The sequence below is a fragment of the Amycolatopsis sulphurea genome (assembly GCF_002564045.1).
Classification (GTDB): domain Bacteria; phylum Actinomycetota; class Actinomycetes; order Mycobacteriales; family Pseudonocardiaceae; genus Amycolatopsis; species Amycolatopsis sulphurea.
In genome coordinates this window covers 96,416-120,861 of sequence record NZ_PDJK01000001.1, presented here as the reverse complement: position 1 = coordinate 120,861, position 24,446 = coordinate 96,416, and the positions used below count along the sequence as shown (strand labels likewise).

The window sequence follows — 24,446 nt, the reverse complement described above, 5'->3', positions numbered from 1 at the left end:
GAGGGCGCGCGGAAGCGGCTCAGCCCTCCGCCCGGCGAGCTCGCCGGACGGGGCGCTGGGCGGCGTGCCGGCCCGCGCCCGCGGGCGGTGCGGTGAACCCGGTGCGTTCCTCGACCATGTCGTGCAGCTCCTGTTCCCGTTCGCTCATCCCGGCGCGCACGTCCGCGCCGAACGAGCCGACGGCGCCCGCGAGTTCCCGCACGGCGTCGCCCACGTTCGATGCTAACCCGGCGGGCGTGGCCTGACGAGCGGCTTCGGAGGTCTTGCGGCTGAGCGCGACCCCGGCGACCACGCCGAGCCCGAGCCAGAAGAGGCGCTTCACTTCTTCCCCCGGCGCGACGAGCGCTCGGCCTTGGCCGCGCGGCGCTTGCGCCGGGCGCGGATCGCCTTGCTGACCCCATAGGACACCGCGGCGGTCTTCACCAGCGGCCCGCCCAGCGTCGCGGTGAACACCGAGGACAGCGCGGACACGTTGCCGCTGACCGCCTGCGCGTTGGCGGTGATCCCGTCCACACGCTCCAGCTGGGTGTTCACGTGCGTGATGGTCTCGTTGGCGCCGATCAGCAGCGGATCGGTGTTCTCGTGCGCCTTGCGGATCGCGATGGTCGCCTCGTCCAGCGTGCGGCCGAGCTTGAGCAGCGGGATCGCGAGCAACAGGACCAGCAGTACGAAAGCACCTGCGGCGATCAGCGCGGCGATCTGCCCTGCCGACACGGGCCCTCCTCGGGTGGTACGGGGTCTTCGAGTGCCAGTGAGGTTACCGCCTGGCCCGCTGTTCGCCGGGGTCGCCCCGCCGGTGTGGTCACGCAGCGCAGCCACCCGGGGGAAATCGGTTTCGTACCAGCGGCCCGGATCCCGCAATTCACCTTCGCAGGTGTACTCAGCGACCTGTCTTGACGATCGCCTCGTACAGCACGGCCATGTCTTCTTCGCCGTGCCCAGCCTCCACTGTGGCCTGTAGATGCGCGAGAGCCGCACTGATACCGGCGACGTCCACCGCATCACCGGCTGCCGCGACGACAAGGCTCGCGTCCTTCGCCGCGAGTGAAGCGGGGAAGCTGGCCGGGTAGTCGCCGGACAGCATCATCGGTCCTTTCATCCGGGCGTAGTCGACGTCGAATGTGGTGCCCTCCATGACGTCGAAGAACAGCTGTGGGTCCACACCGAGCGCGTGGGCGAGCCCCAGGCTTTCGCCTGTGGCGTTGGTGAGCGCGAGCACCCAGGCGTTCATGACCAGCTTCAGGCGGGTGGCAGCGCCGTGCTCGGTGCCGAGCCAGCGCGTACGCGAGCCGATGGTGGCGAACACCTGCTCCGCGCGCTCGCGCACTTCTTCCGGACCGGCTGCGAGTATCTGCAGCTTCGCCTGCTCCGCGGGCACTTTCGTGCCCATCACCGGGCAGTCGACGAACGGCACCCGCGCTGCGGCGGCGTCTTCGGCGAGCTTGGCCACCCACTCGATCCCCACGGTGCTGGTCTGCAGCCACACCGTCCCAGGCGCGGGCGCGGCCTGTGCGAACACCTCGGCGACGACCAGGCCGTCCGACAGCATGGTCACGAGCAGGTCCGCTCCCTCAGCCGCTTCGCGCGGCGAGGAGGCCACCACGGCCCCTTCCGCGGCGAGTGGTTCGGCGTTCGCCCGGGTGCGGTTCCAGGCCCGCACCTCGAATCCCGCGCGGACGAGGTTGGCGGCCATCGGGCGGCCCATGATTCCGGTGCCGAGGAAAGCGATTGTGGTCATGCCCGCCATCATCGGCCGGTCGGTCGCCGCGCGCAGGTCGACCGGAAATCCGTTCGGCTGCCAGGGGTTTCGAAACCCGTGTGTCTCAGCGCTCGCCGCGGATGGTGCGGCGCAGCCTCGGCACGCGCTCGGCCAGCGGCCGTTCCCCGCCACGCTGGGTGGGCTCGTAGTAGTCCCGGCCGACGAGTTCGTCCGGCGGGTATTGCTGGGCCAGTACGCCTTCCGGGACGTTGTGCGGGTACCGGTAGCCCTTCGCGTTGCCGAGTTTCTGCGCACCCGCGTAGTGCCCGTCGCGCAGATGCGCGGGGACGGTGCCGGCCGAACCGGAGCGGACGTCGGCGAGCGCCGAATCGATGGCCGTGATCACCGCGTTGGACTTCGGCGCGGTGGCCAGGTGGATGGTCGCCTGCGCCAGCGCCAGCCTGCCCTCCGGCATGCCGATGAAGCTCACCGCGTGCGCTGCGGCCACCGCGGCCTGGAGCGCGGTGGGGTCGGCGAGCCCGATGTCCTCGCTCGCGTGCACCACCAGCCGCCGGGCGAGGAAGCGCGGGTCCTCCCCCGCCTCGATCATCCGGGCCAGGTAGTGCAGCGCGGCGTCCACGTCCGAGCCGCGGATCGACTTGATGAACGCGCTGATCACGTCGTAGTGCTGATCGCCGTCACGGTCGTAGCGCGCCGCCGCTTTGTCCACAGTGGACTCGACGATGGCGAGGCCGATGGTCTTGTGCTCGGTCGCCGAGGCCGCGTCGGCCGCCGCTTCCAGCGCGGTGAGCGCCCGCCGTGCGTCGCCCCCGGCCAGCCGGACCAGATGCGCCCGCGCCTCGTCGGTGAGCTTCAGCGCACCGCCGAGACCGCGTTCGTCGGTGAGCGCGCGCTCCAGCAGGGCGACGATGTCGTCTTCGGTGAGCGAGCGCAGCTGCAGCACCAGCGAACGGGACAGCAGCGGCGAGACCACCGAGAACGACGGGTTCTCCGTGGTCGCGGCCACCAGCAGGACCGTGCGGTCCTCCACAGCGCCGAGCAGCGCGTCCTGCTGGGTCTTGGAGAACCGGTGCACCTCGTCGATGAACAGAACGGTGTTCTCGGCGTTGTACTGGCGGCGCCGGCGCGCCTCCTCGATCACGCCGCGGACTTCCTTGACCCCGGCCGAGAGCGCGGACATCGCGACGAACCGGCGTCCCGTGGCGATGGACACCAGGTTGGCGAGAGTGGTCTTGCCGGTCCCCGGCGGACCGTAGAGCAGCACGGACGCGGGCGCGGCACCCTCCACCAGCCGGCGCAGCGGCGCCCCTTCGCGCAGCAGGTGCTGCTGGCCCACCACCTCGTCGAGCGTGCGCGGGCGCATCCGCACCGCGAGCGGGGAACTCGCCGGGGCGGCCTGCACCGCGCTGCCGCCCGCGCCCGCAGGCTCCGGCGGCGGCCCCAGATCGGGGTTCACCGTGAAGAGTTCGTCTTGTGCCACACCGATGACGGTAACAGTGCCCAGGTCGTCGGCCGGAGAACGTGCCGAGGGGACTCCGCCGTCCGCGAACGGGCCGACGCCACCGCGCCCGGACGCGCACACTGGGCGGATGGTGTCCTCGGTCGCGGTGCTCTCCGACATCCACGGCGTGCTGCCCGCCCTCGAAGCGGTGCGGACCGAACCGGACGCGGCCGCGGCGGACGTCGTGGTGCTGTGCGGTGACCTCGCCGCCGGGCCGCTGCCGAGGCAGACTCTCGACCGGCTCGCCGCGCTGGGCGAGCAGGCGGTGTGGGTGCGCGGAAACGCCGACCGCGCACTCGTCACGTCGGCAGGGGTCCCGGCAAGGTTGGTCGAGGACCCGTGATCAGCAGAGTGAGCCGTGGCGGCCGCGCATCATCGACGGCGCCTGCCATCTTCGTCGATCACGCCCGGCAGCGGGCGATGCGGTTGCGTTCGAGATGCGCGACCACCTCGTGGTGTGCGCCGGACCTGTCTCGGGTCCGTGAAGGGGCCCTTCACAGACTCAGAGTCCGTGAAGGGCCCCTTCACAGCCCTCCGCAGCTGCGCAGGGCCCCTCACACCGACTTTGCCGACACCCTGCGTCACGCCGGCCGCCGACGGGCACATCACGATCCCGGACCCGATCGCCGGGTGGGCAGCCGGAGAACTGCGGCCGGACCAGCTCGCCGTACTGGACGGGTTGCCGTTGTCGGTGACCATCGACGTGGACGGGCTGGGCTGGGTGCTGTTCCGCCACGCCACCCCGCGTGACGACGAAGAAGTGGTGCTGGTGGACAGTCCGCCCGAGCGGTGGCTGGAGGTCCTCGCCGGCACCGAAGCGGAGACCGTGGTGTGCGGGCATACCCACATGCCGTTCGCCCGGCTCGCTGGACGGCGCCGGATCGTCAACCCCGGCAGCGTCGGAATGCCTTATGGCACAGCGGGTGCGCACTGGGCGCTGGGTCCGGGAGTGCAGCTGCGGCGGACCGTGTTCGACGCCGAGTCCGCCGCCCGCGTCCTCGAGGAGACGTCGGCTTATCCCGGAATCGCTGCGTGGGCCACGGATTTCCTCCGGAACCCAGCCTCGGATCTGGAGGCGCTCCGGGGCTTCAGCCCGCGTGCCCGCGGAACGACCGCCACATGATCACCGCGGCGTACGGCAGGAACTCCCGTCCACGCCGCCACAGCCACGGCACGCCCTTGGCGACCAGCCAGCCGAGATGCCCGGCGGTGCTCGGTTCCACCCCGCCGGAACAGGTCAGGCCCACCGGTTCCGGCACAGCGAAGCCGGCCTCCGCGAGCAGCGAGGTGAAGCCCCGGGCGAGCATCCGGTGCCCCAGTTCCGACGGATGCAGCCGATCGACGCTCCACGCCGTGAGGTCGTAGGCCCCGGGCAGCGCGTCGAGATCGAGACACGCGATCCCCTCCGCCTCGACCACCTGGTCGATCGCGTCGTTCAACTCGACGACACGCGCGCTCAGCGCCCGCTTCAGCGACTGCGGCAGGCGGAAAACCTTGCTGTGGTCGTGGAATCGCACCGGCAGCACCGTGGTGCCGACGGCGGCGAAGGCGCGGACGATCTCGGTGAGATCCTCGGCGATCCGATCCGGATCGAAGTCCGGCCGGAGGGTGTCGTTCATCCCGGCCACGAGCACCGCGACGTCCGGCCGGTGCGCGAGCGCGGCGGGCAGCTGATCGATGCGCACGCACTTCATCCGCGCGCCGGTGAACGACAGGTTGAGGTAGCCCTCCTCGCCGACCCCGAGCGCGGCCGCGACCAGCGGCCCCACTCCCCGCCAGCCGCCCCGTCGCGGCAGCGGATCGCCGAGGCCGACGGCAGTGGAATCGCCCAGCACCACCATCCGCGCCGCCCGGCGTGGCTCGGCCGGGGGTACGGGCAGGCCTCGGACCTCGGGTGCGGGCTCGGGAACAGAGGTGACTCCGACGCTGATCACGGTCACCCCCTGACCATCGGGCACCCAGACTCACCCCTGGTGATGGCGAGGTAACGCGGCATGGACGAGGCCGGGAACTTCCGGTTCCCCCACCGCCCGGCGCCCGTTATGCCGGGTTCCGCCGCTGCCCGCCCCGCCGCTACTGCTGCCCGCTGAGGCCAAGGCTGTGAAGGGGCCCTTCACGGACTCTGAGTCTGTGAAGGGCCCCTTCACAGACCCCGATCAGCGGAAGGCGGGATAAAAGGCGAGATCGGCGTGCGGGCCGAGACGGGCACCGAGTGCGGCGGCCACCCGAGCAGCGTGCTCGGCGACGTCGGTGTGCCGGGCGTACCCGGCGTGTTTGGCCAGCTCCCGCCACCACGTGACCAACGCGGCCTCGCGGCTGAGCGGGGTCGCATGCCGGGTCAGGTCGAGCGTGGGCAGGACCCTCCGCGTAATCCGCCACACCAGCAGCAGCTCACTCACCGTCAGCTGATCGGCCAGCTCCGCATCGTCGGCGAAGGACGGCCACACCGACACCACCTCGGCGCGCCAGGCGGCGATCATCGCCTCACTCATCCCGGCGGGCAATGCCAGCGCATCGGGCCAGAAGGCGAACGGCAAGCGTAGATAGGCCGCGTCGATCAGCGCGGTGCGCACGCGGCCGCGTTCGAAGTCGAGGAACCGCACGCCGGACCCGGTGACCAGGTTGTTGTCCGGGCTCAGCTCCACCGGGCTGAACGCGCCGAAGGCCGCCGACCGGGCCTGGGCCACCGCCGTGGCGACGCGCTCGCGCACCGGGTCGGACACCGTCACCCCGAGCAGACCGGACAGCATCCGCGGGACCTCGGTGGTCTCCGCGGCAAGGTCCGGGTCTTCGATCCGGCCCGGTCCGCCGAGCCGGCGCAGCAGCGCGTGGAAATCGGCCTCCCGCCCGGCCGTACCGGCGTGCAGCCTGCCGAGTGAGCGCGCCCAGGACAGCAGAGCCCGTTCGGCGGCGCGGGAATCCCGTGCGGTGAGCTTGTCCTGCAGGGTGGGCGCCCGGCCGAGGTCCTCGATCACCAGCACCCGGTCCCGCCCGTCGTGCGCGAGCAGCTCCGGGCACATCCGCTCGTCCGGGGCGAGCGCGGTGAACAGCTGGTAGCTCACCGCCTCCTGGGCGAACGGATCGGCGCGGCCGGGCACCGCCGGATCCGGATAGTGCTTGACCACGAGGGTGCGCGGCAACGCGAAGGAGGAGGACACCACACGGGCCCGCACGACCGTCGCCGGGCCGCTGCCTTCGAGGTGCTCGGGCTGCACGAGAGTGATCGAGCTGCCGAACCGGCGGGAAAGCACGGCCTCACCGGCCGCGACCGCCGCGGCGAGGGCGAGCTCCCCGGCTTCCGCCCGCACTCCGGCGTCTCCGGCGGAAGAGGTGTCGACTGTCATCGGCACCGACCCTACTCGTGACTGAGCAACCATGACCACCAGCTACCGGGTAGGAGAACGCGGATGGCCGCGTTTTCCCGCATTCGTCCTCACCCTCGCGAGAGCGGACGCAACAGCGCCGAGGAACGCTGCTTGCGTCGGCGAAGGATCAGCACAATGGCTGCCGCGAGGACGATCCCGGCGAGGTTCACCACCAGCTGCAGCAGCGAGAACCCGGCGCGGTCCCAGCGGCCGGCGACCGCCGCGACCACCACATACCCGGCGGCGGGCACGGTGGTGACCGAGATGAACACCCCGACCAGGGCAGCCGATTTCGCCGAGGTCATCGCGAGCATCCCGGCCGCGCCGGCGAGCAGCGCCACCACGAAGGACGCCGGTCCGACCTGGTAGACGAAATCGACGTCGTGGTTGCCGTCGATCGTTCCCGGGTCGAAGATCCCGGCCGCGCTGCCGGCCAGCACGCCGGCCAGGGTCACCGCCATAGCCACCGGGAACCCCGCCAGCAGCGCCAGCCCGGCCCGGCGCACCAGATCGCCCCGGCGCAGCACCAGCCCCACTGCGATCGCGGCCAGCGGGCCGAACTCAGGGCCGACCACCATCGCACCGACGACGGTGATCGGCGAATCGGTGAGCACCCCCACCGCGGCCAGCAGGCAGGCGATCGAGAGGAAGCCGAGGAAGGTGGCGTTCGCGCGGGATTCCTCCCCGGTACGGCCGAGCAGCTCCTGCCACACCACCGCGTCCGCGGCCTCACCCGGGGCCGCTTCCTCCGCCGCGTCGGCGGCGTCGGACACCGCGGTGTCCAGCGCCTCCAGGGTGATCCCGCCGGTGCGGTCGAGCCCAAGTCCGCAGAGGCCGTCGACGATCTCGTCGGCGGCCTCGCGCGCCACGTCGGCCTCGATCAGGTCACCCTCGGGCGACACCGCCGCCCCGCGGTGCAACACCAGGTGCGCGGTGCCCGGATGCCCGCGCAGCAGCTCCACTACCTCCGCGGTGTGCTCCGGTGGGCACACCACTCGCACGTGCAGCACTACTTCGCCGGGGCCGCCGGCTTCGCGTCGATTCCGGCTTCCTTGCGCTGCTGCGCGGTGATCGGCGCGGGCGCCGCGGTGAGCGGGTCGTAGCCGCCGCCGGTCTTCGGGAAGGCGATGACCTCGCGCAGCGATTCGGCGTGCGCCAGCAGCATCACGATGCGGTCCCAGCCGAAGGCGATGCCGCCGTGCGGCGGCGCGCCGAAGGCGAAGGCGTCGAGCAGGAAGCCGAACTTCTCCTGCGCCTCCTCCTCGCCGAGCCCCATCAGCGCGAAGACCCGCTTCTGCACGTCCTCGCGGTGGATACGGATCGAGCCGCCACCGATCTCGTTGCCGTTGCAGACCAGGTCGTAGGCATAGGCGAGCGCGTTGCCCGGGTCCTGCTCGAACTTGTCGATCCACTCCGGGGTGGGCGACGTGAACGCGTGGTGCACCGCGGTCCACTTGCCGGAGCCGACCGCCACGTCGTCGCCGATGTCCTCGACCGGCGCGAACAACGGCGCGTCCACCACCCACACGAACGACCAGGCGTTCTCGTCGATCAGGCCGAGGCGCCGGCCGATCTCGTCACGCGCGGCGCCGAGCAGCGGCTGCGCGGTGGAGATCTTGCCCGCGGCGAAGAAGATGCAGTCGCCCGGTTTCGCCCCGGCGGCCGCGGCGACGTTCGCGCGCTCGGCCTCGGAAAGGTTCTTCGCCACCGGGCCGCCGAGTGTGCCGTCCTCGCCGACCAGGACGTAGGCGAGTCCCTTGGCGCCGCGCTGCTTGGCCCACTCCTGCCAGGCGTCGAGCTGGCGGCGCGGCTGGTCCGCCCCGCCCGCCATCACGACCGCGCCGACGTAGGGGGCCCGGAACACCCGGAACGGGGTGTCGGCGAAGAACTCGGTCAGCTCGGTGATCTCGAGGTCGAAGCGCAGGTCCGGCTTGTCCGAGCCGTACTTGGCCATCGCCTCGCGGTAGGTGATGCGCGGGATCGGCCGCGCGATCTCGTGCCCGATCAGCCGCCACAGCGCGGACACCACGGCCTCGCCGACCGCGATCACGTCGTCCTGCTCGACGAAGCTCATCTCGATGTCGAGCTGGGTGAACTCGGGCTGCCGGTCGGCGCGGAAGTCCTCGTCGCGGTAGCAGCGGGCGATCTGGAAGTAGCGCTCCAGCCCGCCGACCATGAGCAGCTGCTTGAACAGCTGCGGCGACTGCGGCAGCGCGTACCAGGAGCCGGGCTTGAGCCGGGCGGGGACGAGGAAGTCGCGCGCGCCCTCCGGGGTGGACCGCGTCAGCGTCGGCGTCTCGACCTCGACGAAACCCTGATCGTGCAACACGTTCCGGGCCGCGCGGCTGACCTCGCTGCGCAGCCGGATCGCCGCCGCCGGACCGCTGCGGCGCAGGTCCAGATAGCGGTAGCGGAGCCGGACCTCCTCGCCGACGTCGACCCGGTCGTCGATCGGGAACGGCAGCGGGGCGGCCTCGGACAGCACCTCGAGCCCGGTGGCGAGCACCTCGATGTCACCGGTCGGGATCTCGGGGTTCGCGTTGCCCTCGGGCCGCCGCGCGACCTCGCCGACGACCCGCACGCAGAACTCGGAGCGCAGCGCGTGCGCCCGTTCGGCCATCTCGCCCTCGCGGAAGACGACCTGGGCGACGCCGCCGGCGTCCCGGAGATCGATGAAGATGACCCCGCCGTGATCGCGCCGCCGGGCCACCCATCCGGTGAGGGTGACGGTCTGTCCGGCCTGCCCGGCACGCAGGGTGCCGGCTTCATGAGTGCGGAGCACTGCGACTGCTCTCCTTAAGCCCACGGGGTCGCCGGCGGGGTGCGCCGGAGGCGGTTTCTCGCCGAACACAGAGGTTAACGAACCCACCGCGGGCGGCCGCGACCAGGTTTGACTCGGGTCCGTCGCCTGTGGCGCCGCGGGGGCCGCCGCCGCGGTGGGTTCGGGTGCGAGGTGAATCCCAGCCGCATCGGCAGCCGCCGGGTAGGCAGCCCGCGCGCGATCTCACGCAGCCAGGCCAGCGCCGCTGCGCGGGCAGAAGCGGATGCGTGCGCGACCCTCGCCCAAGTCCGGGCAGACGCGGATGCGTGCGCGACCCTCGCCCAAGTCCGGGCAGATGCGGGTGCGTGCGACTTCCGCCTGAGCCACGCCGACTGCCACCGCCCAGGCCGCGGAAGGCGCGCGCGATCCTCACCCACGCCTGGCCGTTCTCGCCGCCAGAACACCGGTGTGCGCGGCCCAGCCAAGCCGTCCGTCGCGCCTGCCGGCTGGCTTTCCGTGGCTGTGAAGGGGCCCTTCACGGACTCTGAGTCTGTGAAGGGCCCCTTCACAGCCACCCCGACCGCGGCGCAGCCCAACCCGGGCGGGGGCGGGGGGCGGGTCACAGCAGCCGCAGCTGGGTGGTCTCCGTCCGGGGCGGTGGCGGTTCGGGTTCGCGGTGGTTGTTCGCGGTCTGTGGGGCGAGGCCATGGCGGCGGAGCAGCGGGCCGGCGCGGGCGGCGAGGAGTTCGCGGTAGCCGCGGTCGACATAGCTGCCCCGCGCGTAGAGGCGCCGGTATCGGGGGACGAGGGCCGGATGTGTGCGGCCCAGCCAGGACGCGAACCATTCCCGGGCGCCGGGACGCAGGTGCAGCGGCAGCACCGTCGCGCTGGTGACGCCGGCGTCGGCGAGTTCGGCGAACAGGGCGTCGAGGGCTTCGGCCGAATCGGTCAGGTACGGCAGCACCGGGGCGACCATCACCGAGCACGGCAGGCCCGCCGCGGCCGCTTTGCGCAGCAGGTCCAGCCGGGCCTGGGGGCTCGGGGTGCCCGGCTCCAGCCGCCGTTGCAGGTCCCGGTCGAGCAGCGCGAGCGACACCGCCAGCCGCACCGGAACGTCCTTTCCGGCCACGCTCAGCAACGGCAGATCCCGGCTCAGCATGGTGCCCTTGGTCAGGATGGACAGCGGGGTCCCGGACCGGGCGAGCGCGCGGATGATGCCGGGCATCAGCCGGTACCGGCCTTCGGCCCGCTGGTACGGATCGGTGTTCGTGCCCATCGCCACCGGTTCGCGGCGCCAGCTCGGGTGGGTGAGCTGTGCGGCGAGCACCTCGGGCGCGTTCACCTTGACCACGACCTGGGTGTCGAAGTCGTGCCCGGCGTCGAAATCGAGGTAGGTGTGCGAGTGCCGGGCGAAGCAGTTGTGCGAGACCACCCCGTCGGCGACGAAATCGCCGGTGCCGGTGGTGATGTCGAACAACGGCAGCGACAGGCCCATCGGCTCGACCGCGGCGACCCGGCGCCGCACCGAGCCGATCACGGTGCCCTCCAGCGAACGCTTCCAGGCCACCACCGGATCGGCCAGATGCAGGAAGCGCAGCACCTCACCGGTGCCCCCGGTCAGCCGTGCCTGCCTGCGGCCGGGGTGCCCGCGATGCCCGACCGTCTCGTAGGAGAAGGAGAACCGGTCCAGCGCGGCGAACAGCGCCTCCACCACCTCGGTCTCGTCGTGGGCCAGCGTCAGCGCCCCACGCCGGTACCCGCCGGCCAGGTCGAACAGCCCGGCCAGGAACCCGCGCGCCCAGTGCGCGTCCGGCTCCCGCGGGATCCGCATGAATCCCGCCGACGAACCGAAATCCGGCAGGTAGGCCAGCGCCCGCGCGGCCGCTTCCGGCTCCGTGGCGAACCCGCCGGAGCGCAGCATTCCGCACAGGTACCCGGCGCGGTAGCCGAGCGTGTCGTCCGGGGTGCGCACGAACCGGCCCGCGCCGACCAGCTCCATGCCGGGCTCCAGATGCGGCCGCTGCGCGGTGCCCAGCCTGCTGCCGGTCACGTACTTCCAGCCGCGGGCACCGAGGAACCGGTGATCGGCCCCGGCCACCAGCCGGGTGCCGTCCTCCAGCGTGATCCGGTACGCCTCGCGCACCGTGCTCCACTGCGCCAGCACCTCGGTGGGCACCAGGCGGCGCGCGACCCCGTGGCCGCGCGTGCCGAGGATCCGGTCCCCCGTGCGCAGCTCGGCGATCGGCTTCGCCCGCCCGTCCGCCAGCAGGACCGGCGTGCTGCCTTCGAGGCAGTACGTGCAGGCATGCGAGCACCCCCGGTACGGGTTCACCGACCACCGGAACGGCACCGCCGACTCCCCGGGCACCCGGTTCAGCACCGACCGGGCCCGCACCTCGTGGAACGTGATCCCCCCGAACTCCGGTGCCCGCACCGACCGCACGGCCTCGCCGAACGCACCGAGACCGGGCAGGACCGGCTCTCCCTTCCCCGCACGCAACTGCTCCCATCGCACCCCTCAAGTCGAACACATGTTCTAACCCAGTGTCAAACATACGTTCGAGCAAGACCCGATCGAGGTAGGGTGGCGGGTAGTTCGACAGGTCTCGAACAAAGGAGGAAAGGCGATGCGAGCGATCGGCCTGACCGAGTACGGCGGACCCGAGGTGCTTCAGGTGCTCGAACTGCCCGATCCGGTGCCAGGCACCGGCGAAGTGCGCATCCGGGTGCACGCCGCGGCGGTCAACCCCGCCGACATGTTGCTGCGTTCCGGCGTCACGCACGAGCGGTTCGAAGGCCGTCCCGGGCCTTACATTCCAGGGATGGACGCGGCGGGAGTGGTCGACGCGATCGGCCCGGACACCGAAACCACTCTCCAGCCGGGCGACGCGGTGATCGCGCTCGTCCGTCCTTATCGGACACACGGTGGCGCGTACGCCGAGTCGATCGTGGTCCCCGCCGAGTCGGTCGTGCCGATGCCGTCGGGCGTCGACTTCGCAGCGGCCTCGACGCTGCTGATGAACGCCCTCACCGCGCGGATCGGGCTGGATCTGCTCGCCATCCCGCCCGGCGGCACGGTCGCCGTGACCGGTGCGGCCGGCGCCTTCGGCGGATACGCGGTCCAGCTGGCCAAGAGCGACGGCCTGCGCGTACTCGCCGACGCCACGCCGGCGGACACCCAGCTCGTCTCCGGGCTCGGCGCGGACGAAGTCGTCGCGCGCGGCGACGACGTGGCCGGCCGGTTCCGCGCGCTCGCACCGGACGGGGTCGACGGATTGCTCGACGGGGCGATGCTGCACGAGCTGGCCGTCCCGGCCATCCGGGACGACGGCGGGATCGCGGTCATCCGCGGCTGGGCGGGCCCGGCAGGCCGCGGGATCCGGGTACACCCGGTGTGGGTCACCGAATCCGCGACCGACCACGCCCGGCTGCTGCGACTGCGGGATCAGGCCGAAGCAGGCGATCTCACCCTGCGCGTGGCCGACATCCTGCCCGCGGCCGCGGCGGCCCAGGCCCACCGCCGGCTCGCCGAGGGCGGTGTGCGGGGCCGTCTCGTCCTGGACTTCACAGCTTGACGGGGCACCTCCCGGCCCGACCTAGGGCCGCGAGGTCGTCACCCGGGGAAGTGCTCCAGCGCGCGGATCTTGTTGGTCGCATCGAGTGCGGCGACCTTGTACGCCTCGGACAGCGTCGGGTAGTTGAAGACCGCGTCCACCAGGTAGTCCACCGTGCCCCCGCAGCCCATCACGGCCTGTCCGATGTGTACGAGGTCGGTCGCGCCGGTACCGAACACGTGAACACCGAGCAACTTCCGGTCCATTGTGGACACCAGCAGCTTGAGCATTCCGTAGCTGTCCCCGGTGATCTGCCCGCGGGCCAGCTCCCGGTACCGCGAGACGCCCACCTCGTACGGGACCGACGAAGACGTCAGCTGCGCCTCGGTCGCGCCGATGTAGGAGATCTCCGGAATGGTGTAGATCCCGATCGGCTGCAGCGCGCCCAGCCCGTTCGCCGGCTCGCCGAACGCGTGGTACGCGGCGAGCCTGCCCTGGTCCATCGAGGTGGCGGCGAGCGCCGGGAAGCCGATCACATCGCCGACCGCGTAGATGTGCGGCACCGAGGTGCGGTAGTGCTCGTCCACCTCCAGCCGTCCGCGCGAATCGGCGGCGAGCCCGGCGTTCTCCAGCGCGAGTTCCCCGGTCATGCCCTGGCGCCCGGCCGAGTACATCACCGCCTCGGCCGGGATCCGCTTGCCGCTGACCAGGGTGGTCACGGTGGCTTCGGCGGACACCGCCACGTTCGACACCTTCTCGCCGAACCGGAACGTCACGCCGAGGTCGCGCAGCTGGAACTTCAGCGATTCCACGATCTCCGGATCGCAGAAGCCGAGCATCTGGTCCCGCTGCTCGACCACGGTGACCCGCGCGCCGAGCGCGGCGAACATCGAGGCGTACTCGATGCCGATCACGCCCGCGCCGACCACCACCAGCGACGACGGGATCTCCTCGAGGGCCAGCACCTCGTCCGAGTCGAGCACCCGGGCGGCGTCGAAGTCGACGTGGTCCGGCCGGGCGGGCCGGGTCCCGGTGGCGATGACGAAGTGGCCGGCGGTCAGCGTGCGCCGGTCGCCGGGATGCCGTCCGTCCACCACCACGGTGGTGGGATCGGCGAAGGAACCGGTGCCGACCACCAGGTCCACGTGGTTGCGCAACAGCTGGGCGCGCACCACCTGCACCTCGCGGCCGATCACGTGCTGGGTGCGTGCCATCAGGTCGGCGATGGTGATGTCCTGCTTGACCCGGTAACTCGCGCCGTACAGTTCGCGCTGGTTCATGCCGGTCAGGTAGAGGACCGCTTCGCGCAGGGTCTTGGACGGGATCGTGCCGGTGTTGACGCACACTCCGCCCACCATGTCGTGGCGATCGACGACCGCCACCTTCTTCCCCAGTTTCGCGGCCGCGATGGCGGCCTTCTGCCCACCCGGGCCCGAACCGATGACGATGAGGTCGTATTCGTGTTCGCTCACGCCAAGAGCGTGCGCACTCGGCCGCGCGGGCGCAAGCCAGGGTTGCCCGGAAGGCCACTTCGGACGAGTCGGACCGCGCTTGTGTGAAGGTCCACATCGGGCTAGATTTTGTCCAGACCACTCTCCATCATCGGTCGTGTCCCCACTTAGGCATCCCCACGCCGCCGCGGCGGTGGGCAGCGCTGCCGCCGCCGTGCCGGTGTCTCCACTCCGACGACTGCGAGGTCGCCTTGAAGCTTTCCCGCCGTGTTTCCGTCCTGTCCGGACTGCTGGTGTCCGGGGCGGTGCTCGCCGCCCCGATGGCCACCGCGAGCACCGCCGAGCAGCAGCGTGGCTGTGCTTACCAGAGCACCCTGGCCGGCACGCAACTCAGTGATGTCCAGCTCGCCCAGCAGGCGCGCAACGCCGGCCTGCACGGCCAGAGCCTGGTGCTGTCCGTCGCGGTCGGGCTCGCCGAGAGCGCCGGCTGGACGCACGCCCAGCTGACCAACACCGATTGCAGCCGCGACCGCGGTCTCTGGCAGATCAGCGACCGCTGGCACCCCGAGGTGTCCGACGGGCAGGCGTTCGACCCGGTCGGCGCGGCGAGGGCCATGTACGCGATCTCCTCCCACGGCAGCAACTGGTCGCCGTGGGTGGCCTACAACAACGGGTCCTATCAGCAGTACATGTCCCGTGCGCAGGCCGCGGCCGGCCAGGCCGGCGGCTAAGCCCGAAGTATGCCGCGACGGCGCTGTAGATCGGTGACGGTCTGCAGCGCCGCTTCGAGTTCCTCCCTGAGCAGGGCCGCCTGCTGGGCGGCCACGTCGTCGCCCAGCAGCTCGGCGAACCGGCCCTGCTCCAGCAATGCCAGCGATTCCCACGGCGAAGCCGCGAGTTCACCCACCCGGGTACCGGCGGGCGGCGGCGCCAGTTCGTCGGCGATCCCGGCCGTCCCGGCGGCGAGCAGCGCGGCCACGACGAGATGCGGCTGCGCGTCCGCTCCGGCGAAGCGGAACTCCAGCCGTGGCGCGGTCTCCGTGCCACACCACCGGATTGCGCACGTGCGGTCGTCCCGCCCCCAACGCAGCACGCGCGGCGAGAACGGCCCGGTGCGCAGCCGGACGTAGCTGTTCCAGGTCGGCGCCCACACCGCGGTCAAGGACCGCGCGTCACGCAGGACTCCGGCCAGGAACGCACCCAGCACGGCCGTGTCCGATGTGGACAGTGACAGGTGCACGTGACACGAGTTGCCCTGGCCGGATTCCGGCGCGGCCAGGTAGTCCGCGCTCGCACCGTGACCGGCTGCGACCCGGCGGGTCAGCAGTTGCAGCAGCAGTGCATCGTCGCAGGCGGCGAGGGCGTCGCGATGCCGGAGGACCACCTCGTACTGCCCGGGATGACACTCCGCGCGGGCCGACTCGACGCCGAGCCCGGCCGTTGCCGACCGTAGCTCGGCCAGCATCGGCGCCAGCCGTTCTGTGCCGCCCACGGCATAGTCGACGCCGTGCGAAGTGAGCGGAACCCCTTCCGCGTCTCGGAAAACGACCTCGTGCTCCAGGCCGGCCGAGGGCACCAGGCCCCGTTCTTCCAGTACCGCCAGTTGTTTCCGCAGAACTGTGCGCGGGGCCAGCCCGGCCGGTTCGCCGGACCCGAACTCCGCGTCGCCCACCACCGCCCAAGTCCGTTCGTCGAGCGGAAACGCAGTCGCCGCGTCGGGCCGCACGCGCAGGTCGCCGAAGCCGTCGAGGTAGCGGCTCACCGGGCCGTCCTCCGGCAGCGGTGCACGCTCGGGGGTCCAGGCGAACACGTAGCTGCACATGCCGTAGCCGGTGTCCACGACCTCGGCGGCGAACGGCGCGGCCAGCTCCACCGCGGCGAACCGCGCGTGCGGGTCGGGCACGAGCAACGTCAGCCGGTTCCCGTCCTCGGCGAACACTCGGCGCAGCACCTCGGCTCCCTCGCGGTGCGCCGCCGCGCGGGCCGCGAGCGAACGCGGCCCCACCGGACGGGCGAACGGCGTCACCAGGCACCTTCCGGATCGGGCGCGTGCAACGGATTCGGCACGCGTCCCCAGCGAACGTCGAACTCGTCGTCGCGCTCGACCTTGTCGAAGCCCTGGCCCCCGAAGTGCTCGCGGTTGAGCGTGACGCGCTCGACATCCGGCGCGAAGAGACGACAGGCGTCGAACCGTTCGGTGACGTCCGGGTTCTCGTCGCGATAGCGGCCGACGACAGTGCGTACCAGCGCCCAGAAATCGCCACGTGCGAGCCCCAGATCGTCCAGCAGGATCTCGGCCCAGAAGCGCAACTGTCCGGAAAAGACCGAGCTGAACAACGACTGCGCGAGCAGGTGCGCCGGCCAGCGCAGCATGTCCGCGGCGGCCTCCGCCGGGAGATCCGCGTACGCGGGCAGTTCCTCGTCCAGCAGATCGACGCCCTGCGCGAAGTCCTTGATCGCGACCCGCAGCGGGCGACCCTCGGCGTCGACGATGAGGACGAGATTCTGGCCGTGCGGGCAAAATCCCACGCCGTAGCGCAGCAGCCATTGCAGCAACGGGGTGAGCAACAGGTCGAACAACCGCGAAAGCCACGCTTCGGCGCCTTCGCCGGAGCGGGTGATGAGCCGGGTCAGCACGGCTTCCCCCGCAGTGTCCCGATAGGGCAGTGCGGCGAACGAGAGCGCCTGCTCCCCCACCGCAAGCCGCGCCACGAGCGGCTCCCGCCAGAGCGCGCCGAGCGTCTCGTGGAACCGGTAGGGCAGCTCCTCCAGCGCGCCGAACAGCGGATGCCGCACCGAGACGCCGGCGACCTCACCCAGCAGCTCGAACCGGTATTTCCCGGACAACAGCGGATCGGCCGCGTCGATCCGGCGCAGCCATTCGGTGACGGACGGCCCGGCGAGCGTGGCAGCGGAGTTCAGCCCGCGGTAGACGAGGGTGTTGCGCACCGACACCGCGGTCTTCACGTCGTGGCGGTCCGGGCGCGAGCAGTTGGCCAGCGTACGTACGGTCTGATGTGGACGGTAGACGTCAGTACTCTCCCCCAGCTCGGCCATCTGCCCGGTGGCCAGCTCGGCGGCATAGAGCGTGCCGACGATCTCGTCCGCCTGCCAAGGATGCACCGGGACCCACACGTACTCCGCCGGATCGCCCAAAGTCGCCGCCCGCGCTGCGAAAGCCGCACGGGTCACCTCGTCGAGTTCCTGGCGCAGCAACGTTTCCGCGTCGAGCCCGGCGACGCTGCGGAACTGCGCGAGGTCCCGATGCACGGCGTACCACCGCAGCCGCACGTCGGTCCCCGACTCGGGCGCGTAGCGGGCTCGGTCCCGGGCGGAGAAGCCCACGCGGCCCTTGTTCAGCACGAGCCGGGGGTGCCCGGCGAGATGCCCGTCGGCCAGATTGTAGTCCATTTCGGACAGATGGGCCACGGTGGGCGCGCGGCGCAGGCGGATCGCTTCATTCGTGACCGTGGCGGTCAGCTCGGCCAGCACGTCGGCCAGCCGGAGCCCGGTGAGGCCCAACGTCTCGCGTGCGTCGGCCACGAGGGTGCGCGGGTCGTCGGCAGGTGTCTCGGCTCCGTCGGCCAGGCGGATTGCGCTGCCGGGCAACACGGTCCAGGATTCGAAAGCGCCCCGGCGTGCTTCGAAGCGGTACGAGACGCCGTCCGGCAGCTCCAGCAGCCATTGGCGATGCCCGGCCCGGGTCGGCTCGCCCGCCTGCGGGACGAGCATCGCCTCGTAGGACAGCTCGCCGAGCATCTTGTGCGTGACAAGTGAACCCGCGGCCCGCCAGGCGGCGGTATCGGTCAAACGGTCGGTCACTGGTCCTCCGTTTCATCCAGGCCGAAGGTGGTGAAGGCAGTGCGCTCCGGCAGTTCGTAGACCGGTTTCCCGCACACCGAGTTGAGAATCGACGCGGCCCGCCAGGCGCCGAGCCCGAGATCCGGCGCGCCGGGTCCGTGCGTGTGCCGCTCCGCGTTCTGCACGTACAACGAGCCACGCACCGGCTCGTTCAGCTGCACGCGGTAGTCGGCGTCGATGATCAGCCGCCCCTGTTCGTCGCGGCGGACCTCCTCGCCGAGGCCGGAAAGCAGTGGCCTCAAAGGCGTTTCGGTGTATCCGGTGGCCGCGACCACCGCCGACGTCCGGTATGTCGCGGCGCTGCCCTGCTGGACATGCCGTAGGTGCAGCAGAATTCCTTCGGCATCGGCGGACGCGGAGGTCACGTCGACGCCCGGAGTCAGCACCGCATCCGGCCAGCCGCCGCCGATACTGCGGCGGTACAGCTCATCGTGGATCTCGCCGATGGTCTCGGCGTCGATCCCCCGGTACAGCTGCCATTGCGTGGGCAGCAGGCCGTCGCGGACGGATCCGGGCAGCCGGTGGAAGAACTCGGTGTAGTCCGGAGTGAACTGTTCCAGGCCGAGTTTCGAGTACTCCATCGGCGCGAACGCCGGCGTCCGCGCCAGCCAGCGCAGACCGTCCACTGTGGAACGACTCCGCAAAAGATCGAGGAACACTTCGGCACCGGACTGCCCGGACCCCACGACCGTCACCCGATCCGCGGCGAGCAGCTCGGCCCGGTGTGCGAGGTAACCGGCAGAGTGCACGGCCAGGATGTCCGGGTCGTGCACCAATCCCTGCAACGGTTCCGGCACGCTGGGCACGGTGCCGACCCCGAGTACCACCGCAGTGGCGAGCACCGGTTCCGTCCCGGTCACGGTGAGTTCGTACGCCTCCTCGTCTGGCCTCCAGCGCAGACTGGTGACCTCGTGGCCGAACCGGCAGGACGGGAGCCGCTCAGCCGCCCAGCGGGCGTAGTCGTCGTATTCCGCACGCGGCATGTGGAAACGCTCCGCGAAGTAGAACGGCAGCAGGCGGCCGCGTTCGCGCAGGTAGTTCAGAAACGAGTACCGGCTCGTCGGATCGGCCAGCGACACCAGGTCGGCGAGGAAGGGCACCTGCAACGTCGCGCCGTCCACCAGCATTCCCGGATGCCACCGGAACTCCGGGCGCGCGTCGAACAGGACCACGTCCAGATCCAGCGGATCGGCCAGCGCGGCGAGCGACAGGTTGAACGGGCCGATCCCGACGCCTGCCAGGTCGTAGCGTCTCACGACGCGACCGGGCTTTCCTGCGTCACCACGGATTTCGCGGCGACGGCGGTCACTGCGTCGAGCAGCGGGCGGTAGTCGGCCTCGGTGGCGTGCGGGTGCAGGAGGGTGAGTTTGAGCCACCGCCGCGGGCTGCCGTCCGGCCCGGTGGGCAACACACCGCGGCCGATCACCGCGGTGCCCTCCTCCATCAGTGTCCGCCGCACCCGGGCGACCAGTTCGTCCCCGGCGGCGCCCGGCAGCTCGTCCGCAACCCTGGGACGGAAGACCACTGTGGACAATTCCGGCGGCCCCCAGGAACGCAGGTCCGGATGATCCTCCACCCGCGCGTGCAGGGCGGAAGCGTTGGCACAGCAGCGTTCCACCAGCTCGCCGAGCCCCTGCACACCGAGCGCCCGCACCGTCACCGCCATGCGGAAGGCGTCCGGGCGACGGGAGGTGTGCAACGACCGGCCGAGCAGATCCGGCAGACCCGCCTCGGTGTCGTCGTCGGCGTTGAGATACTCGGCGCGGACGGTCAGCGCGCGAAGGTCGGTGGCCTCGCGGGCCGCGAACAACCCCGCCGCGACCGGCTGCCAGCCGAACTTGTGCAGATCGAGCGCGACCGAATCGGCCAGCTCCAGCCCGGCGACCCGCCCCCGCAACGCCGGGCTGCACAACGCGAGCCCGCCGTACGCGGCATCGACGTGCAGCCTCGCCCCGGCACGGCGGCAGATCTGCGCGATCTCCGGCAACGGATCGATCCGGCCGGTGTTGGTCGTGCCCGCGGTCGCCACCACCACCGCGCGTGCGCCGAGCGTGCCCAGCACTTCGGCCAGCGCCGAGGGCACCATCCGATCGTCCACACAGGACACAACGACCGGCGCAGGCAGCCCCAGCAACCAGGCCGCGCGGGCGACGCTGTGATGGGAATTCGCCCCGCACACCGGGCGCAGCACAGCACCCGTGGTCTCCCGCGCGAGCAGCAAACCGAGGAGATTCGACTCCGTACCGCCCGACGTGACGACCGCGTCTGGCCGCGCGTCCCGCGGATAGCACAGCCGCGCGATCCCCGTGGTGAACTGCCGCTCCAGCTCACTCGCGACCGGCGCCTGATCCCACGAATCCATGGACGGGTTGAGCGCGGACGCCACCACGTCCGCCGCCACCGCCACAGCCAGCGGCGGGCAGTGCAGATGCGCGGCACACGCGGGTTCCGCCGGATCGGCCGCCCCCGCGGCGAGCAGCGTGCCCAGCTCCTCCAGCGCGCGCTCGGCTCCTACTCCCTGCCAGGGCAACCCGGACGGCGGGGCGGCGTTCTCGGGGTGTTCCGGGCAGGTCCTGCTGCCGTCGCCCGCGAGGGACGGCTGGGTGCCTCCCGGAGCAGGCGAGTCCAGGCCGCTCCCCGGTGGATTGAAATCCCTTGCAGAGCTTGGATCGGGAGCGGAGAGGTCTGGCGCTTCCGACGCGTGAGCCCTTCCGGAAGAACCGAAATCCCCGGCGACCCCCACCCGGTCCGCGCCCGCGTTGCCCACCGTCGCCAGCGCGGCCACCGCGGCCGGCCCGCCGGACGGGATGGGGCCACCTCGTTCCGCCGTGCCGGAGGCCAGCGCACGCAGGGCGACCGGGATCAGCCGCGCGAGCCGGTCCGCGCCGTCCGGACCACCGGCCAGCCAGGCCGAGGACTCACCCTCCATGGAGCCGCCTTTCTTAGGGTAACCTTTCCTAACCCTACGCAACGATACGGGCACCCGCCGCCGGTCCGCGCGCGGGTACCGTGCCGTCGTTCCCAGCATGCTGGGCGGACGCGTCGGAATGCGTCGGCCATTCGGGAGATCCGGTTCCCCCGAACGCCGAGCCGAACGCCGACCGGGACGCGAAAAGGCCGGTGGCCCGGGGGTGCGCAACCCCGGGCCACCGGCCGCCGGAACCAGCCTCAGCGCACCGGGGCGAGCCCGCGCACCTGGGCGAAGACATCCCCGCCGGTCGGCAGCACAGCGAGCACGGGAGTGGTCAGCCCGTTGTCCACATAGGACTGCACCTGCTCCCGGCAGGACGCCACGCTGCCGTGCACCACCAGCGCGTCGACGACCTCGTCCGGGATCACCTCGTTCGCCTTCTTCCGATCACCGGCGGCCCACGCCTCGTGCATCGGCCGCAGCTGCTCGCCGCGGCCCAGCCATTCGTGGAACGCCGCGTACACCGGCACCGTCAGGTACGACGAGATCATCATCCGTCCCAGCGCCCGCGCGGCCCCGGCGTCCTCGGTCGGGCATACGAAAATCCGGGCCGCCAGCTCGACATCGGGGCCGACGACCTCCCGTATCTTCGGCACGTCCGCGGCGGCCAGCCAGTTGGTGATCGCCCCGTCGGCCTCCTTCGCGGCCAGCCGCAGCATGCCCGGACGCAGCGCGGCGAGCATGATCGACGGCGCCGGGCCGGGCGCCCGCTCCAGCCGGAACTTCGCCACCGAGAACGTGTCGTAGGACTCCGTCACCTTCTCCCCGGCCAGTGCCGAGCGCAGGAACCGCAGCGTGTCCCGCGACCGTTTGAACGGTTCGGCGAACTCCGCGGAGTTCCAGCTCTCCACGATCACCGGCGAAGACGCGCCGATGCCCAGCACGAACCGTCCGGGCGCGAGTTCGGCCAGCGTCGAGGCGCTCATCGCGAGCAGGCCCGGCCCACGGGTGTAGACCGGCACGATCGCGGTACCCAGCCTCAGCTGCGGCGCCCACTGCGAGGCCAGCACGAGCGGCGTGAACGCGTCCGTGCCCGCGGTCTCCGCGGTCCACACGTCGGTGTAGCCCAGATCCGGCAGCTGCTCGACGAGCGCGCGATGCTCGATCAGCGGCACCCCGGTGAGCGGGATGGTGAGTCCCCAACGACTGGTCACGGCTGCTCCTTACGACCGGCGTTCAGCTCACGCAGAATCCAGTCGACCTGCGTGCGCATCAGGTTTTCCGCGACCTCTTCGGCCTGCGGCGTCATGTGGGTGGCCCCGGCGAGCGGCAGGAACACGTGTGCGCGGCCGGCGGCGAGCAGGGCCGAGGACAATCGCAGCGAGTGCGCGGGGAACACGTTGTCGTCCGCAAGCCCGTGCACGATCAGCAACGCCCGGGAGAGCGACCCCGCGTCCGCGATGAGCGAGTTGTGCTCGTAACTGTCCGGTTCGGACTCCGGGGTGCCGAGGTAACGCTCGGTGTAATGCGTGTCGTACAACGACCAATCGGTGACCGGCGCACCGGCGACCGCGGCATGGAACACATCCGGACGGCGAAGCACGGCGAGCGCGGACAGGTACCCGCCGTAGGACCAGCCGCGGATGGCGACCCGTTCCAGATCCAGCTCCGGATACGCTTCGGCAGCCGCGTGCAGCGCGTCGACCTGGTCGGCCAGCGTCACATCCGCGAGCTTTCCGGCGATCGCTTTCTCCCAGGCCGGACCACGCCCCGGCGAACCGCGCCCGTCCACGACCAGCACCGCGAAACCCTGGTCCGCCAGCCACTGCGGCGTCAGGAAAGCGTTGCGGCTCTGCAAAACCCGCTGCGCGTGCGGACCGCCGTACGGGTCGAGCAGCACCGGCAGCCGACCTTCGCTCGGTTCGTATCCCCGCGGCAGCACCAAAGCCGCGCGCAGACCACGCTCCCCCAGCGTGAGCCAGGTCAGATTCGGCACGATCTCCGGGTCCACAGTGGACGACGCGATCGTCCCTGCCACCGCACCGTCTCGCAGCACGCTGACGCGCGGACCGCTGTACTCCAGGCTCCACGCGGTCAGCACGGTCAGCTCCGCACGGCCCGCCCCGGCGTGCACGCCGTCCTGAGTGGACAGTCGACGCACGCCGTCGCTTCCCGCGCGGTACACGTGAATCTGCGTCGGATCGTCTTCCGAAGCGGTGAAAAGGATTTCGTCGCCGACGTGGAGCACCGCGCGCAGCTGCATGCCCGGCGGAGTCACCGGCGTGCCGCCGACGACGAGCCGGTGGTCTCCGTCCGCGGCGCTCTCCACGACCAGCCTGCCGTCCGGCGTCCAGGCCGGCACGCCCTGCACGATCTCCACCCAGTGCTCGTCGGTCTCGGTGTGCAGCTCGGTCACCGATCCGTCGGCCGGGTCCAGAGCCAGCACCGTGAGCGCCTGCTGATCCCGCGGCTGCACCGAAAGCAGCGGCTGCCCACCGGCCGACCAGTGCACGGCGACCAGGTATTCCCAATCCCCGCCGGCCACGTCGACGCGGCTGCCGTCGAGCCCGAGCACGGCGAGCGACACCTCGGCGTTCGGCGTACCGGCGGCCGGGTAGGCCACCACGTTCGCGGGCCGCTGCGGGTTCGCCGGGTCCCCGATCGTCCAGCGCGGCACCGGACCGCGATCGGACCGCTCGACGAGCAGGCGGCGCCCGTCCGGCGCCCACCAGTACCCGCGGACGCGGTCCATCTCCTCAGCGGCGATGAACTCCGCGAGCCCCCACGTGACGTCCTCGCCGTCCTCCTCGGCCAGCGCCCGGTCCTCGCCGGTGGCCAGCTCGATCACGCGCAGCCGACGGTCGCGCACGTAGGCGACATGCGTCCCGGCCGGGTTCGGCCGCGGATCGATCACGGACCCGTCGACCAGCATCCGGGTGGTGCCGGTGGCCAGGTCCAGCGTGTAGAGCTTGCCGGACAAAGTGAACGTGACGAGCGTGAACGCGCTGTCGACGTCGAAGGCCACCACCCCGCCCCCGGTCTCGCGAGCCCGCTCCCGCCGCGCCCGCTCCTCGGGCGGCAGGTCCTCCTCCCCCGGCAGCAGCTCGGCCGCGTCGACCAGCAGCGTCTCCCGGCCGTCCGCCGGATCGAACGACCACAGGCTGTGCCGCGGGTCGGTGCCCGAAGCCGTGCGCAGGAACACCACCCGCGAGCCGTCCGGCGCGACCCGGAACTGCTTGGGCGCGCCGAGGGTGAAACGCTGGGTGCGGGCCTGGCGGCGGAGGAACGGAACGTCGTCGAGCGCGGAGTCGGTCACGACCCG

General features: G+C 71.6%; 20 protein-coding genes. 4 read left to right on the top strand and 16 right to left on the bottom strand.

The window, feature by feature from the left end:
- Positions 1 to 19: 19 nt before the first annotated feature.
- The 4 genes from ATK36_RS00600 to ATK36_RS00585 all read right to left on the bottom strand — a co-directional run bounded on the left by ATK36_RS00600 (position 20) and on the right by ATK36_RS00585 (position 3,200).
- Complete coding sequence (locus ATK36_RS00600; protein ID WP_098509353.1) at positions 20 to 322, bottom strand: hypothetical protein; 303 nt, start codon at positions 320 to 322, stop codon at positions 20 to 22.
- Positions 319 to 714, bottom strand: coding sequence for a DUF948 domain-containing protein (locus tag ATK36_RS00595; RefSeq protein ID WP_098509352.1), 396 nt, complete (start codon positions 712 to 714; stop codon positions 319 to 321). Before ATK36_RS00595 ends, ATK36_RS00600 begins: the two co-directional genes overlap by 4 nt.
- A gap of 166 nt (positions 715 to 880) precedes the next feature.
- Positions 881 to 1,738 (bottom strand): NAD(P)-dependent oxidoreductase, encoded by an 858-nt coding sequence (locus ATK36_RS00590; protein WP_098510222.1) that lies wholly within the window; start codon positions 1,736 to 1,738, stop codon positions 881 to 883.
- Between the two features lie 85 nt (positions 1,739 to 1,823).
- Positions 1,824 to 3,200: a replication-associated recombination protein A gene (locus ATK36_RS00585; RefSeq protein WP_098510221.1), complete on the bottom strand. Its 1,377-nt coding sequence runs from the start codon at positions 3,198 to 3,200 to the stop codon at positions 1,824 to 1,826.
- Between the two features lie 109 nt (positions 3,201 to 3,309).
- On the opposite strand from ATK36_RS00585, the gene ATK36_RS00580 reads away from it, so the two are divergent.
- A complete protein-coding gene (locus ATK36_RS00580; RefSeq protein ID WP_245914121.1) occupies positions 3,310 to 3,564 on the top strand; it encodes a metallophosphoesterase family protein in 255 nt (84 codons plus the stop codon).
- Positions 3,565 to 3,786: 222 nt separating this feature from the next.
- Positions 3,787 to 4,344 carry a metallophosphoesterase family protein gene (locus tag ATK36_RS00575; RefSeq protein WP_245914119.1) on the top strand — a complete coding sequence of 186 codons (558 nt, stop codon included), beginning with the start codon at positions 3,787 to 3,789 and terminating at the stop codon, positions 4,342 to 4,344.
- Here the strand turns inward: ATK36_RS00575 and ATK36_RS00570 are convergent.
- From ATK36_RS00570 to ATK36_RS00550, 5 genes are all read right to left on the bottom strand, one after another.
- Positions 4,310 to 5,161 (bottom strand): SGNH/GDSL hydrolase family protein, encoded by an 852-nt coding sequence (locus ATK36_RS00570; RefSeq protein ID WP_098509351.1) that lies wholly within the window; start codon positions 5,159 to 5,161, stop codon positions 4,310 to 4,312. The two genes, ATK36_RS00575 and ATK36_RS00570, sit on opposite strands and share 35 nt — an antisense overlap.
- A 216-nt stretch (positions 5,162 to 5,377) precedes the next feature.
- The gene (locus tag ATK36_RS00565) at positions 5,378 to 6,565 is read right to left on the bottom strand and encodes a phosphotransferase (RefSeq protein ID WP_098509350.1); all 1,188 of its coding nucleotides are present in this window, start codon (positions 6,563 to 6,565) and stop codon (positions 5,378 to 5,380) included.
- Positions 6,566 to 6,654: 89 nt separating this feature from the next.
- Positions 6,655 to 7,596 (bottom strand): DUF389 domain-containing protein, encoded by a 942-nt coding sequence (locus ATK36_RS00560; RefSeq protein WP_098509349.1) that lies wholly within the window; start codon positions 7,594 to 7,596, stop codon positions 6,655 to 6,657.
- Positions 7,596 to 9,368, bottom strand: coding sequence for an aspartate--tRNA ligase (gene aspS, locus ATK36_RS00555; RefSeq protein ID WP_098509348.1), 1,773 nt, complete (start codon positions 9,366 to 9,368; stop codon positions 7,596 to 7,598). Before aspS ends, ATK36_RS00560 begins: the two co-directional genes overlap by 1 nt.
- 598 nt (positions 9,369 to 9,966) lie before the next feature.
- Positions 9,967 to 11,862 carry an intein-containing Rv2578c family radical SAM protein gene (locus tag ATK36_RS00550; protein WP_211291752.1) on the bottom strand — a complete coding sequence of 632 codons (1,896 nt, stop codon included), beginning with the start codon at positions 11,860 to 11,862 and terminating at the stop codon, positions 9,967 to 9,969.
- 112 nt (positions 11,863 to 11,974) lie between these two features.
- Here ATK36_RS00550 and ATK36_RS00545 point away from each other — a divergent pair, with 112 nt between their 5' ends.
- Positions 11,975 to 12,922, top strand: a complete 948-nt coding sequence (locus ATK36_RS00545; RefSeq protein ID WP_098509347.1) for an NADP-dependent oxidoreductase — start codon at positions 11,975 to 11,977, stop codon at positions 12,920 to 12,922.
- A 38-nt stretch (positions 12,923 to 12,960) separates the two neighbouring features.
- Here ATK36_RS00545 and sthA read toward each other — a convergent pair whose 3' ends face one another.
- Positions 12,961 to 14,373, bottom strand: a complete 1,413-nt coding sequence (sthA, locus tag ATK36_RS00540; RefSeq protein WP_098509346.1) for a Si-specific NAD(P)(+) transhydrogenase — start codon at positions 14,371 to 14,373, stop codon at positions 12,961 to 12,963.
- A gap of 230 nt (positions 14,374 to 14,603) precedes the next feature.
- Between sthA and ATK36_RS00535 the strand changes: the two genes are divergently transcribed.
- Positions 14,604 to 15,083, top strand: coding sequence for a transglycosylase SLT domain-containing protein (locus ATK36_RS00535; RefSeq protein ID WP_098509345.1), 480 nt, complete (start codon positions 14,604 to 14,606; stop codon positions 15,081 to 15,083).
- Here the strand turns inward: ATK36_RS00535 and ATK36_RS00530 are convergent.
- From ATK36_RS00530 to ATK36_RS00505, 6 genes are all read right to left on the bottom strand, one after another.
- Positions 15,080 to 16,378 carry a type I glutamate--ammonia ligase gene (locus tag ATK36_RS00530; RefSeq protein WP_098509344.1) on the bottom strand — a complete coding sequence of 433 codons (1,299 nt, stop codon included), beginning with the start codon at positions 16,376 to 16,378 and terminating at the stop codon, positions 15,080 to 15,082. The genes ATK36_RS00535 and ATK36_RS00530 overlap by 4 nt on opposite strands.
- Positions 16,375 to 18,111 (bottom strand): IucA/IucC family protein, encoded by a 1,737-nt coding sequence (locus tag ATK36_RS00525; RefSeq protein WP_098510219.1) that lies wholly within the window; start codon positions 18,109 to 18,111, stop codon positions 16,375 to 16,377. Before ATK36_RS00525 ends, ATK36_RS00530 begins: the two co-directional genes overlap by 4 nt.
- A 59-nt stretch (positions 18,112 to 18,170) precedes the next feature.
- Positions 18,171 to 19,469 carry a lysine N(6)-hydroxylase/L-ornithine N(5)-oxygenase family protein gene (locus tag ATK36_RS00520; protein WP_098509343.1) on the bottom strand — a complete coding sequence of 433 codons (1,299 nt, stop codon included), beginning with the start codon at positions 19,467 to 19,469 and terminating at the stop codon, positions 18,171 to 18,173.
- A complete protein-coding gene (locus ATK36_RS00515) occupies positions 19,466 to 21,142 on the bottom strand; it encodes a pyridoxal phosphate-dependent decarboxylase family protein (RefSeq protein ID WP_098509342.1) in 1,677 nt (558 codons plus the stop codon). Before ATK36_RS00515 ends, ATK36_RS00520 begins: the two co-directional genes overlap by 4 nt.
- A 239-nt stretch (positions 21,143 to 21,381) precedes the next feature.
- A complete protein-coding gene (locus ATK36_RS00510) occupies positions 21,382 to 22,338 on the bottom strand; it encodes an LLM class F420-dependent oxidoreductase (RefSeq protein ID WP_098509341.1) in 957 nt (318 codons plus the stop codon).
- Positions 22,335 to 24,440, bottom strand: a complete 2,106-nt coding sequence (locus ATK36_RS00505) for a S9 family peptidase (protein ID WP_098510218.1) — start codon at positions 24,438 to 24,440, stop codon at positions 22,335 to 22,337. The genes ATK36_RS00510 and ATK36_RS00505 overlap by 4 nt, the downstream gene beginning before the upstream one ends.
- Between the last annotated feature and the right edge of the window lie 6 nt (positions 24,441 to 24,446).